The organism is bacterium, from assembly GCA_019637795.1.
Lineage (GTDB): Bacteria > Desulfobacterota > Binatia > HRBIN30 > CADEER01 > JAHBUY01.
Map to the genome: position 1 here is coordinate 766,591 of JAHBUY010000002.1, position 13,096 is coordinate 779,686.

8 protein-coding genes are annotated in these 13,096 nt (G+C 71.8%); 4 read left to right on the plus strand and 4 right to left on the minus strand.

Annotation, left to right across the window (positions count from 1 at the left end):
• Positions 1 to 191: 191 nt before the first annotated feature.
• A complete protein-coding gene (locus KF840_08630; protein ID MBX3024959.1) occupies positions 192 to 2,801 on the minus strand; it encodes a hypothetical protein in 2,610 nt (869 codons plus the stop codon).
• A 213-nt stretch (positions 2,802 to 3,014) separates the two neighbouring features.
• Between KF840_08630 and KF840_08635 the strand changes: the two genes are divergently transcribed.
• Both KF840_08635 and KF840_08640 read left to right on the plus strand, forming a co-directional pair.
• Positions 3,015 to 4,526 (plus strand): wax ester/triacylglycerol synthase family O-acyltransferase, encoded by a 1,512-nt coding sequence (locus KF840_08635; GenBank protein ID MBX3024960.1) that lies wholly within the window; start codon positions 3,015 to 3,017, stop codon positions 4,524 to 4,526.
• Between the two features lie 489 nt (positions 4,527 to 5,015).
• A complete protein-coding gene (locus KF840_08640; GenBank protein ID MBX3024961.1) occupies positions 5,016 to 7,457 on the plus strand; it encodes a DUF11 domain-containing protein in 2,442 nt (813 codons plus the stop codon).
• A 111-nt stretch (positions 7,458 to 7,568) separates the two neighbouring features.
• Here KF840_08640 and KF840_08645 read toward each other — a convergent pair whose 3' ends face one another.
• Positions 7,569 to 8,450: a universal stress protein gene (locus KF840_08645; GenBank protein MBX3024962.1), complete on the minus strand. Its 882-nt coding sequence runs from the start codon at positions 8,448 to 8,450 to the stop codon at positions 7,569 to 7,571.
• A 96-nt stretch (positions 8,451 to 8,546) separates the two neighbouring features.
• Here KF840_08645 and KF840_08650 point away from each other — a divergent pair, with 96 nt between their 5' ends.
• On the plus strand, positions 8,547 to 9,833 hold the full coding sequence (locus KF840_08650; protein MBX3024963.1) for a sodium:proton antiporter: 1,287 nt from the start codon (positions 8,547 to 8,549) through the stop codon (positions 9,831 to 9,833).
• Between the two features lie 35 nt (positions 9,834 to 9,868).
• On the opposite strand, the gene KF840_08655 is transcribed toward KF840_08650, so the two are convergent.
• Positions 9,869 to 10,330 (minus strand): hypothetical protein, encoded by a 462-nt coding sequence (locus tag KF840_08655; GenBank protein MBX3024964.1) that lies wholly within the window; start codon positions 10,328 to 10,330, stop codon positions 9,869 to 9,871.
• Positions 10,327 to 11,982, minus strand: coding sequence for a hypothetical protein (locus KF840_08660; protein MBX3024965.1), 1,656 nt, complete (start codon positions 11,980 to 11,982; stop codon positions 10,327 to 10,329). Before KF840_08660 ends, KF840_08655 begins: the two co-directional genes overlap by 4 nt.
• A 152-nt stretch (positions 11,983 to 12,134) precedes the next feature.
• Between KF840_08660 and KF840_08665 the strand changes: the two genes are divergently transcribed.
• Entirely contained in the window at positions 12,135 to 13,040 is a 906-nt protein-coding gene (locus tag KF840_08665; protein ID MBX3024966.1) for a class I SAM-dependent methyltransferase, read from the plus strand.
• The last annotated feature ends 56 nt before the right edge of the window (positions 13,041 to 13,096 follow it).

Consider the following 13,096-nt stretch of genomic DNA (forward strand, 5'->3'; position numbering starts at 1 on the left):
ATCAGCGACATTGCGTGCCTCAAGCCGACCGCAAGCAGCGGCACTCCCACCGTTGCGCGCATTGAGCAGGTCAATGGGGTCCATCCTGACCTTCGAGAGAACCGAGCTTTCCCCTGGCAGCGCCACGTGTGCGTCCATTCGGGGCTTGGGTGAGCGGGCGGGCGCAAGGAGCGCACCCACGCGGAGGGGCCTCACTGGCAGGGACCGCCGAGCGGGGCCGGGGCGGGCACGAACGGCGCGCCGGCGAGGGCGCTCGCGGCGAAGCAGCCGTACTGGAATTTCACCGCGTCGAGCTGGAAGGCGATGTGGTGGGAGATGAGGATGCCATCGCCAGCGTACTGCGCCACCACGCCGGTGAAGGGCGTGCCGTCGGCGGCAACGACGTTGTCGCGCACCGGGTAGTTGGCCACCGTGCCGCGGCCGACCGCGGCGAGCGCGGCGGGCAGCAGCGGCTCGAGCGGCGCGCCGGCTTCCTGGGTGCCGGAGGCGACGGCCATCGCGGCATAGATCGGATCGGGGAACTCGGGGTCGTCGACCCCGACCGGCTGGTAGATGGCGCGCGCGGGGTGACCGGGCAATGGACGGCTGCCGATGCGCGGCGCGTAGACCGCCGGCTCGGCCCACTCCCACGCGGTTTCCAGCAGCGCCATGCCGGGGTGCAGGTGGGTGAGCGGCGCCGGCGTGCCGAGCAGCACCGGGCCGACCAACGGTCGGGTGTCGACGTCGCCGACGCTGGCCTCGAGAACGACCAGGCTCCACAGCCCGCCCGAGCCGGTGGGGATCACGGCGCGCACGCGCGGCTCGAGCGCGCCGAAATAGTTGGCGTACTGGCCGCCCATCGACTGGCCCAGGACGACGATCGCGTCGCTGCGCAGGCGGACGGCGGGATCGCCGCCGACACCGTCGCAGCCGACCAGCGTCTGCGCATCGATCCGCAGCCGGCCGAGCGCATCGAGCAGCAGGCGCTGCTCGATGGTCCCCTGACGGAAGGTGTACGGGTAGGCGGCGAGGTTGAGGAGGTTGAGATAGGCGCGCGAGCTGGCGCCGGGCAGTCGCTCGGGGTTGAGCGGCAGGGCGCTTGCCGCAGTGGCGATGCCGTGCGCGGCGAGCACGTGCGCCGGTCCCTCGCCGCGCACCGGTTCGCCGCCCGGGGAGAGCGCCGGCCCACGATCGACCACCTGCGCCGCCACGCCACCCGAGCCGTGGAAGTACAGCGTCAGCGGATAGCCGCCGGCGGGCATCACCTGGCGAGGCAGCGTGAGCACCACCGGCACGTCCTCGATGCGCTGCACGATCGGTAGGCCGTCGGCGCCGACGACGAAGTCGCCGAGCGTGGCGAAGGGCGGCGTGCCGCGCTGGTACTGCGGCATGCGCACGGTGCCGCGCAATTCGCAGAAGCGCGGGTGCACCGCGTCGAGGATGACGTTCTCGATGACGACCGGATCGCGCGCCGCCAGCGCCGTCACCTGGGCGGCGAAGGCGGCGACCACGTCGCCGACGCTGAACACCGTGGCGGCGGCGACCTCGTCGCGGGCGATGCCGATCCGATCGAGCGTCTCCCACAGCGGCGCGTACAGCGCTCGCGCCGCAGCGCCGTGCGCGCCGGGGGGTGTTCCGCCGGCGCGCAGTTGCAGCATGGAGAGCGGCACGCCGAGCGGCGCGCCGGTGGCATCGCCGGCGCCGCGGCGGACCACGAACGCGTAGCGGCGGGAGGGCGGCAGAACCAGCCCAGGGATGGTCGCGACGGAGAGCGCGTTGCCGGGTAGGTAGGGATCGGCCGGCGGCGTCGTGGCGATGAGCGGGAAGAGCCGACCGCGGTCGGGCGAGGCGGGATCGACGTCGATCAGCAGCAGCGGCGCTCCGGCGTCGGCGGGAACGATGTCGGCGATGGCGCGCGGCGCGATCGGCGCGTCGAAGTGCAGCGTCAACACCGGCACTGCCGGGAAGGCCGGGCGGCGGTCGGCGATCGAGGCGACGGCGCCGACGAAGGGGTTGGCGACCAGCGGGAAGGCGGCGAGATCGGGCGTGCCGTCGGCGCGCAGACGCAGGTCGGTGGGGTATGGCAGGTCGTAGAAGCGCGCCGGATCGGCGAGATCGATGTCGAGGTCGAAGACCGCGGCCGTGCCCCGCGTCGCGCCGTACAGCGCTGCCGCCAGGGCGCGAGCGGAGGCGATGGACGCGCCGACGGCGCAGTCGGGCAGGGGCGCGCAGCTACCGATGGCGGTGCCGTCGACGCCGGCGCAGGCGCGGTCGAGGGCCTGCTTGGCGCGCCGCGCCATCGCGCCGCCGTTCGGGAGGCAGGCCGCAGCGAGCGAGTCGGGCGCCTGCTGATCGGCGTCGCGCGCCGCCTGGCAGGCGATGGCGCGAGTGAGCAGCGAGCGCACGATCTGCGACCGCTGCCGGCCAATGGCGGCGTGGCACGCGAGCGCCGCTGGGGTTGCCGCGAAGAGCAGGTTCCCCTGCAGCGCCGCGCCGCTGGCGACGATCTCGCTGTCGAGCAGCGCCGCCAGAGCGGCCGCCGGGTCGCCGCCGGGATAGCCGGCGCGCGCCGCGCCCGCATCGCCGCAGCGAGCGTCGAGGCGGGCGAGGTCGGCGGCGAGCGCCGCGTGCTGCGAGTCGTTGCACCTCGCCATGGCGCCGGCGCGCTGGCGGTGACAGGCATCGAGCCGGCGCAGGGCATGGGCGACGGCGAAGCGTGCCTGCGCGTCGATCGCGCCGCGACAGTCGCGCTCGACGTCGGCGCCCGCGAGCACTGGGACGCAGATCAGGCCGATGACCAACGCAAACGGGACACGGCGCATCCCCGCCACGTAACCATGCGGCAAACGCCAGAGTCCAACCCCGAAACCCGCCGGGATCAGGCCTCGGCAAACCCCGCGCCTGTGGCGGGAGGGCGTCACTGTCCGGCGGTGGATTCGCAGCCGCGCGATCGACGGCGGCGCGCGGGGCCACCGCGGGTCATGCGGGCGGGTGGCGCGCGATATGCACAGGGGAGCGGGAGGGAGGGTGCGCCAATGGCGGCCACCGGCTCATTTCGCTACCCGATCAATCTCAGCCGGCGCATGCAGCCGATGGATGCGCTCTTCTGGTACGTCGAAGAGGCGACGCCGGAGCTGCGGCCGCTGGTGGCCGGGCTGCTGATGCTCGATCGGCGGCCGGATCCGGAGCGGCTGCGGGCATCGGTGGAGCGCTGGGTGGCGCGCCTGCCGCGGTTGCGGCAGCGGGTGGTGGAGGCGCCGCTGCGACTCGGGCTGCCGGAATGGGAGGACGATCCGCAGTTCGAGCTCCAGTATCACGCCCGCGAGGTGATCCTGCCGGAGCCGGCGACCGATCGGCACCTGCTCGACTTCTGCGGCGCGGTGTTCGCGACGCCGCTCGACCCGATGCGGCCGCTCTGGGAGGCCTACCTGATCGAGGGGCTGGCAGGCGGACGCGCCGCCTGCTTCTTCAAGACCCACCATGCGGTGATGGACGGCGTCGGCTCGCTGGCGGTGTTCGACGCGTTCACCCAGGGGCACCGCAACGAGCCGGTGCGTGTGCCGCGCCACCACCCGCCGGCACCGTTCTCCCAGCCGACTGGGGCGCGCGCCGCGCGTCTGCTCGGCGACGCTGTCGGCACCGTGGCGAGTGGGCTGCTCGCCGCCGGCGTGGTCTCGACGCAGGCGCTGTTACGGCCCGGCGAGGCGCTCGCTCAGGTCTGGCGCACCGGACGCGGCCTGCGCGGTCTGCTCGCCGATCTGACGGCGCCGCCGGCGGTCGATCCCCTCGGTCTCGCGTCCACCGGCGTCGGCCGCCGCCTCGACGCGCTGGCGCTCTCGCTGCCGCGCTTGCAGCGCATCAAGGAACGCCTCGGGGTGTCGCTCAATGACGTGGTGCTGACCGCGCTCTCCGGCGCGGTCGGTCGCTACCACCAGCGGCGCGGCATGCGCGTCGAGCGGCTCCATTGCATGGTGCCGATGAATCTGCGGCCGGACCGCGAGCGCGACGCGCTCGGCAATCGGGTCGGCGCGTTCACCGCCATCCTGCCGGTCGGCGAATCGGACCCGCTGCGGCGCCTGGCGCGCATCCGCCAGCAGACCGCGACGGCGAAGGGCGACCGCCGCGGCGCCACCTACCCGCTGGTGGCCAGCGTGCTCGCGTTCATGCCGAGCGCCGGCTACCGCCTGTTGTCGAAGACGGTCACCGGCCGCATCAACCTGATCTGCACCAACATGCCCGGCCCGTCGGAGCCGCGTTACCTGGCCGGCGCCAGGGTCGAGGCCATCTTCCCATTCGCGCCGGTGGCGTTGGGCACGCCGTTGTCGGTCGCCCTGTTGTCGTACGGCGACACGTACGGCGTCGGCATCGACACCGATCCGGCGGCGATTCCCGACCCCGAGGTGCTGCACCGCTATCTGGAGACGGCGATCGACGAGCTCGAGCAGCGCGCCGTGCCGCATGCCGGGGGGCGGGCGCGGTCGATCGTCCGCCGGCCCACCCGGCCGGTCGGCGCGCGCTCACGACGCGAGACGAGACGGGCGGGCTGAGCCGCGCGCCGCGTGCTCGGCGGCGCGCGCTCGCGGCAGCGCTGCCCGACCTCGTTTCGACCCGCAGCGGCGAGAGCGCAGTGATCGGCCGCGACGCGTCGCGTGCCTCATCACCCATCTCGCCGTGGCGTCCATTCCCCACTCATCGATCATGAGCCCCGGGCCCGGTCGTCGCCGGCATGACGGATGCGCCACGGTCAGATGATCTCCATCAACGCCGGTGTAGGGATTTCCCGTAGTGCCGTTGGGGAAAGTCGCGAATGGTCCTTCGAGTCTGTCACGGCGATAGATCATGACACACAGCATCCGCCTACGCGGAAGGGGGTTGTCATGCACGCGCCGTACTCGCGGAGATCCTTCACCGTCGCGCTCGTCCGTCATCTGGCCTCGGCGCGGCACCTGCCGTCGCTTGCGGTCCTGTGCCTGCTCGTGGGCGCAGGAGCACTGGCCTCCGTCGCCCGCGCCGACAGCACGGGGGAGTTGTCGCCCGTGGCCGCAACCGGGAACTTCTCGAACGCGTCGAACGCCTTCACCTGCAACGACGTCGTCGCGTCGGCGAGCTCCAACAACGACGCCGAGTCGTTCTCGACCTACGGCCTCAGCCTGCCGCCGACGGCGATCATCACCGGCATCCAGGTGCGCGTGCGCGCCAACGATGGCAGCTTGAACAATCGCAAGCTGCGCATCAGCCTGTCCTCGGATGGCGGCGCGACGTTCACCGCGCCGCTGGCGACACGCAACTTCCGCCGCAACTCGCCGCTGCGCGATTACGTCGTCGGCGGGTCGACGATCCTCTGGGGGCGCACCTGGACCGCGGCGGATTTCGCCGACGGTGTCTTTCGCGTGCGGGCGCTCGCCCCGAAGGCGAACGGCGGCAGTCCCGTCAACCTCGATTGCATCCCGGTGACGGTCTTCTACCGCTTGCCTGGGGCGCCGAGTCTCAATCTGAACAAGACCGACGGTCCCGATCCGGTGCCGCCGGGTCAGGACATCAGCTACACGATCGCCTACAGCAACACCGGTGAGTCGACTGCGACCGCGGTGGTGGTGAGCGACACGGTGCCGGCGAACACCACCTTCGTCTCCGCCAGCCCGCCACCCAGCATCGCTCCGGCGATCGGGGGAACCGGTCTGGTCGCGTGGAACGTGGGCTCCCTGCCCCCCGGCGGGAGTGGCGTCGTCACCCTGGTGGTGAAGGCCGGCGCGGCCCTGCCCAACGGCACCGTGATCACCAACGCGAGCTACTCGATTGCCAGCGACCAGAACACGCCCACCGCCGGCAACCCGGCCACCACCACGGTGTCGGGAACCATCGCTCTCACGTTGAGCAAGACCGACTCGCCCGACCCGGTGGCGCCGGGCGGCACGCTGACCTACGTGCTGACGATCAGCAACGTCGGCACCGGCACCTCGAACAACATCATCGTCAACGAGTCCTTCGACGGCAACGTCACCTACGTCGCCGGGAGCTACTCTTCGAGCTGTCCCGGGATCACCGAATCCGCCGACACCGACGGGCAGTGGGTGATCCCCACCCTCGCCAGTGGCAGTCCGCCCTGTACCATCACGATCAACACCACGGTGGCGACCCCGCTCGCCGACGGCGTATTGCTCTTCAACACGGCCGATATCGTCGACGCCGCCAACAACGCCGCCGAGGCGAGCGCGGTGACCACGGTGCTGAATCCCGTCGTCTGCGGCGACGGTATCGTCGGCGCGGGCGAAGCGTGCGATCTCGGCAGCGGCCTGAACGGCAGCGGCGATTCCTGCTGCACCGCCAGTTGTCAGTTGCGCGCCGCCGGCGAGACCTGTCGCGCCGCGGCGGGCACCTGCGACGCGGCCGAGGTGTGCGACGGGTTGAACGATAGTTGTCCCGCCGATCAGGTGCTGCCCACCGGCACCGAATGTCGCGCGTCGGCGGGCGCCTGCGACCCGAGTGAGTCCTGCGACGGTGTCGGGACGGACTGCCCGGCGGATGAGCGCGCCCCCAGCGGCACCGTGTGCCGCGCCAGCGGCGCGGGGGAGGGATGCGACGTCCCCGAGAGTTGTGATGGGACCAACGTCACCTGCCCGGCGGATGCGGTGCAGCCGGAGGGTACCACCTGCCGCGCGTCGGCGGGCGTCTGCGATCCGGCCGAGACCTGCGATGGGACCGCGACGACCTGCCCGGCGGACGGCAAGAGCTCGGCGCCGTGCCGCGCCGCGGCCGGGGTGTGCGACGTCGCCGAGAGCTGCGATGGCGTGCACGACGCCTGCCCGCCCGATGCCTTCGTGAGCGACGGCACCAACTGCGACGACGACAACTACTGCAACGGCACACAGTCCTGCACCGACGGCGTCTGCGGCGGCGGCGACAGTCCCTGCGCCATGGGGCAGAGCTGCGACGAAGCGACCGATCGCTGCTTCGTCGGCGATTGCCCGGCGGCTCCGGTGGTCTGTCGTACGGCGGCGAAGAACAAGGTCCTGATCAAGAACAAGGCCGACGACAGCAGGGACAAGCTGATCTGGAAATGGAGCAAGGGGGCGGCGACGACGCAGACGGAGCTCGCCGATCCCACCGCCACGGCCGGCTATGCGTTGTGCATCTACGCCGGTGCCACGCCGGCACTGCTCGAGAGCGCACAGGTCCCGCCGGGCGGCGGCCGGTGGTCGCCGGTCGGCGACAAGGGCTACAAATACAGCGACGCCGCCGGCAGCAACGCCGGAATCACCAAGATCATCGTCAAGGGCGGCAATGCCGGAAAGAGCAAGGCGCTGGTGAAGGGCAAGGGCGCGGGCCTGCCGGACTTCAACAGCGACCTGCCCGTCGCCGCGGCCGACCTGCCGCTGATCGTGCAGCTTCGCAACAACCACACCGGCATCTGCTGGGAGGGGTCGTTCGCCAGCCCGAAGAAGAACCAGGCGGATCAGTTCAACGCTACGGCGCCGTGAGCGCGGCGACTCGCCGCTGACCGTTGCGATGCCCCGGCGTGACCGTGCCTGCCGGGGCATCGTCGCTTCTGGGCCCCGTGGCGGGCGTCGACGACGGCTCGGCGGCCGCAGTCAGGCGCGGGCGCGCGCGCGGCGACTGCTGGCGCGCGGTGGGACGAGCAGCACGTCGCACGGGACGGCGCGCAGCAGGTCGCCGGCGACGGTGCCGAGGAAGAGCTGCGCGATGCCCGCGCGGGCGCGTGTGCCGAGCGCGAGCAGGTCGATGCGCCGTGCCGTCACCAGCGGCGGCACGGTGAGGCGCGGCGAGCCGACGCGGATCAGTGTCCGCCAGGGGAGCGCGGCCGCCGCCGGACTGGCGGCGACGAGGTGCGCGAGGTGGCGTTCCAGGCGCTGGCGGGCGGCGCGGAGCTCCGGCCGTCCGGCTGCCGATGCCAGGCTGGGGTAGAGAATCCCCGCCAGCGGCGGATCGTCGACGTGCACCAGGAGGGGCGCCAGAGGCGGCCGCTCGAGCAGGCGCGGCAGGACGTCGAGCGCCGCCGGGGCCGCCTGGTCGAAGTCGATCGCCAGCAGCGGCCGCCGGTAGTCGCCACGCGCCTCGCGGCGCACGACCAGCACCGGCACCCGGCTGCGGCGCAGCACGCGCTCGGCATTCGAGCCGACGAAGGTGTCGCGCAGCGGGCGCGCGCCGACGCGTCCGACGACCACCAACTCGGCCCGCGCGGCTCGGGCCTGGGAGGCGATCGTCGCGGCGGCGGCGCCGCTCACGACCAGCAGGCGAACGCGCCGTCCAGCCAGCTCGCGGCGGGCGATGGCGGCGAGCGCGCGGCGCGCGTCCTGCGCGGCGCTGGCGCGGACGGCCGCCGGCAGGCGATTGGAGACCACGTGCAGCAGATCGAGCCGAGCGTCGGCGGCAACCGGCAGACGGGCGGCGCGTCGGACGACGCGCACCGACCCGCGCGAGAGGTCTATGGCCACCAGGAGGCGTGAGAGCATGGGCCCTCCATAGCAGCCGCCCGCCCGACGGGGCAGCCGCCTTGATGTTCGCCGCGAATTCGCGACCTATGGGCGCATGCGCATCGGGGGCGGTCGGTGAACCCGTTCGACATGGCGGCCCTCCTGGTCACGCTGGCGGCCTTCTTCAGCTACGTGAACTACCGCTTCGTCAGGCTGCCGATGGCGATCGGCACGATGCTGATCGCGCTGGTGGGGTCGCTGCTGCTGATGGCGCTGCACGAGCTCGGGTTTCGGCTCGACGAACGCGCCGCCGAGATCCTGGCGACCCTCGATTTCAACCGCATGGTGCTCGGCGGCATGCTCGCCTTCCTGTTGTTCGCCGGGGCTCTGCACGTCGACCTCGACGACCTGGCGCGAGAGAAAGGGCCGATCGCGGTGCTGGCGACGCTCGGCGTCGTGGTCTCGACGCTGATCGTCGGCGGTCTCATGTGGGTGGTGTTTCGCCTGCTCGGCGTCGAGGTCGGCTTCGTCCACTGCCTGCTGTTCGGGGCTTTGATCTCGCCAACCGACCCGATCGCGGTGCTCGGCATCCTGAAGTCGGCCGGCGTCCCGCGGAGCCTCGAGACCAAGATCGCGGGCGAGTCCCTCTTCAACGACGGCATCGGCGTCGTCATCTTCCTCGTCGTTCTCGAGCTGGCCGCCGGCGGACACGAGACGAGCGCCGCCGATGCGGTCCTCCTCCTCGGCCGCGAGGCGGTGGGCGGCGGGCTCCTCGGCATCGTGGCCGGCGGCGTGGCGTACGTGCTCCTGCGCAGCGTCGACAACTATCAGGTCGAGATCCTCGGCACGCTCTCGTTGGCGATGATGACCTATGCCGTGGCGGGCGCTCTCCACCTCTCGGGTCCGATCGCCGTGGTCGTCGCCGGCCTCCTGGTCGGGAACCACGGACGCCGCCTGGCCATGTCGGATCGCACGGTGGAGCGCCTCGACACCTTCTGGGAGCTCGTCGACGAGATGCTCAATGCCATTCTCTTCGTCCTCATTGGTCTCGAGGTGCTGGTCGTGCCGCTGCAGCGCGAGCTCCTCGTCGCCGGCGCGGCCGCGGTTCTCGTCGTCCTGCTGGCGCGCTTCGCCAGCGTCGGCCTGTTCGTCCGGCTGCTGAGTCTCGGGCGCGAATTCGGGCCGTATACCGTTCGCGTGCTCACCTGGGCCGGTCTGCGCGGCGGCATCTCCGTCGCCCTCGCCCTGGCGATTCCGGCCGGTGCCGAGCGCGAGGTGCTGGTGACCGTGACCTACGCCGTCGTCCTCTTCTCGATCCTCGTGCAGGGGCTGACGATCCGCCCGCTCGTCCGCCGCAGTGGGCTGAGCGCGCCGCCGGCCGACGCGCCTAGGCGGCTCGAGACGGACGCCCGCGCGGGGTGACCCGTCGCCGCAGGCGTTCGGCCCCGAGGCCGATTCTACGAGCGCGACTGAGGGGTCAACGCGTTCTCGCCGCGGCGGCTTCGGTAGGCCGAATTGCAGAGATAGGCGAGCGGCAGGCCGACGCTCGCGAGCGCGAGGATGCCGCCGAAGCGGACGACGCATCCGGCGAGGCGGAGCCGATTGATCCAGGGCGATTCCGTTTCGGGATTCAGGCGTCGGACGGTCTGCCCGTCGCACTCGGCGATCGCCAGGAAGGCGTTGAGCAGGTGGCGCACCTCGTGGTTGCGCGCTCGCCAGCTCGTCCACGCGTCCACCCAGCGCAGCGCCGTTGGCCCGCGCAGCGCGAACCCCGTGAGCCAGCGCTCGTAGGCGGTGATCGGCGCCGGCACGGCCGCCGTCTCCCGCCAGCGCGCATAGGCCCGGGCCACCGAGGGCGACGCTGGCGCCCCGGTGAGATACCTCGAGAGGAGCTCGGCTTCGCGTGCCCCGTCCGTCACACGGCCTCCGCGATGCGAATCGCGTTCACCACCAGGTTGTAGGTGATGCTTTTGGAGGGGAGCACCGGAAACGTCGCGCCATCGGCGACGACCAGGTTGCGGTACGCGTAGGAGCGGCCCTGCGGGTTCACGCACAGCAGATCCTCGCGCGTCGACATCGGAACCGTGCCTCCATAGTGGATCCCGTAGCCGTTGGGACGCACCTCGGTCTGCCAGCTCAGGGCGAGGGATCGGCAATCGCGCAGCATGCCCGACGTCGCGCGCACCAGCGTCTGCAGGCATTCGCGCTTGTGCGCCGCGTTCTCGTACGTGATCTCGATGCGGTCCCCGAGGAGGGCGTCGCGATCCTCGCGAAGCCGGATCGCGTTCACCCCGTGGGGGGCGTCGGGCAGGTAGTACGTGATCGATCCGAGCGCCGACTTGAGCAGGAAGAACAGCCGACTGCCGAAGTACGTCCCGAGCGGCACGGTGCGGATCAATGGGTGGTAGAGCAGGCTGCTGAGCGACAGCACCTGTCCCTGGATGAAGCGGGGGTACCCGTCCGGGAGAGGGCCCACGTACCCGAGCAGCAGCTTGTTGAACTGGAAGTTGCGATGCGACTCCGGCCGGCCGACCATCGGCCCCAGCAGGTAGGGGATGCGGACGGACAGGGTGTCGAGGACCGATTTCGTCCGCAGCTCATGGGCGGCGAAATGCCCGCGCAGGGAGGCATCGTGCTTGAGCGTCCGCAGGAAGATGCCGCCCGTGGCGAGCGCGCCCGCCGCCAGCACGGCCGTGCCGACCGGGTCGGATCGCCAGCGGCTCTCCTTCGTGTCGAAGAGCTCGAGCGAGCGCAGGTGCCCGTCGCGTCCGCCGAAGTGCGATACCAGCGCATGCGGACGGTATTCGAACGTGGAATATCGCTGGCACTCCTCGAGCGTGCTCAGGGGGTTGTAGATGGACCCTCGCGGGCAGCCCCAGAAGCAGCGGTTGCAGTAGGTGCACGCCCGTTCCGACCCCGGCCGGGTATCGACGGCGACGCGCGAGCGTCCCATCAGGAGGTGGCGCCGCGCCCGGATGCGGCCGCGGTTCCGTCGATAGAGCGAATGGAGCAGCGCCTCGTGCCGATTCATCTCCAACGGAGGCTGGAGGGCATCGGCGTGCGACAGGTACGGGGACAGATCGTCGTCCCCTTCCGGGCCGCTGATCGGCAGCCGCTGCTGGGCCCTCCTGCTGGCCGCACGGAAGTCCTCGGCGCTGACCGGCATGCCGCGCAGGTCGTCCTCGTCCCAACGGATGCTGAGCCCCGACCAGCCGTTGGCCAGGCCGCCGCGGGCCAGGGAATGGAACGGCGCGAAGTCCGGCGTCGCCTGGAAGCCGAACCTCGGGTCGTCCGCGCGCAGGTGGTAGGAGCGCGAGGGGGGAAGAGAGAGCAGCGCCTGCGCGTCCTGCGGGATCAGCGCCTCGAAATCCCGGCCGAGGAAGTACGCCTGCGGATCCGCGAGCCGCTCCTTGAGACCCTCGAAGTCCGCTTCCGGTTCGGGCAGGTCCGCCTCGACGACGCCGACGTCGTAGAGGATCACCCGCTTGCCGCGCTCCAGAAGCGTCAGCGCGGCGTTGGCGCCGCTGGGTCCCGAGCCGATGACGGCGATCCTGTCTCCAGCCTCCTGCACACTGACCGCGTAACACGGTTGCAAGCCTGAAGGCATCGGAATTCCCTGTTCCTCCACGTCCCGATGTGACAGAGCGGTTGTCCGATCGAGGCTGAGTTGTCCGTTCCCCGACGTCGCTGCACACCCCCGCTCGCCTGTCGCGAGGCCGCGCCATGACGGCCAGCCGGACCGCGTTGGCGGCGGCCCTGATGCGGGCCATCCACACTCGCCTCGATCGCCCGCGCCTGATCGACGATCCGTGGGGCGAACGCCTGGTCTCCGATGACGAGAAGGGCGCGCTGGTCGATCGCATCCTCGCCGAGGCGACTCCCGACGCGCGGCGGCGCCTGGAGGCGCTGGGGTCGCAGCGCGCGGTGCTCGACGTGGTGTTGCGCCGGCATCCGACCTACGGCGGCGTGGTGCTGCGCACGCGCTACGCCGAGGACGCCCTCGCGACCGCCGCCGCCGGCGGTGTCCGGCAATACGTGCTGATCGGCGCGGGGCTGGACAGCTTCTGCGTCCGGCAGCCGCCGTACGCCCGCGCGCTCGACATCTTCGAGGTCGATCAGCCGGCGAGCCAGGCCCTCAAGCGCGCCCGCCTCGCCGATGCCGCGGTGGCGGCGAACGTGCGCTTCGTCGCCGCCGACCTCGCGAGCGAGCCGCTCGGCGCGGCGCTGGCGCTGGCCGGCTTCTCGTCGTCGGCGCCGGCCTTCTTCTCCTGGCTCGGCGTCACGATCTACCTGCCGCGCGCCGCCAACCTGGCGACCCTGCGCGCCATCGCGACCTGCGCCGCACCGGGCAGCGAGCTGGTCTTCACCTACTTCGACCAGCGGGTTCTCGACGCCGGCGTGCCGACCCTGGAGGCGATGCGCGCGCAGCGCGCGGCCATGGGCGAGCCGTGGATCTCCGGCTTCGATCCGACCAGCCTGACGGCCGAGCTGCGGGACCTGGGCCTGGACCTGATCGAGGACCTCACCGGCCAGCAATTGACGGAACGCTACTGCGCCGGACGGAGCGACGGCCTCGCCGCGGGACGAGCCGGGCACGTCGCCCGGGTGCGAGTCGGGTTCGCGCGCTAGTGCGCCAGCATCCGGCCTTGCCCAAGAATTCGCTGCTCCCGCGAGGCAGCCCCAGG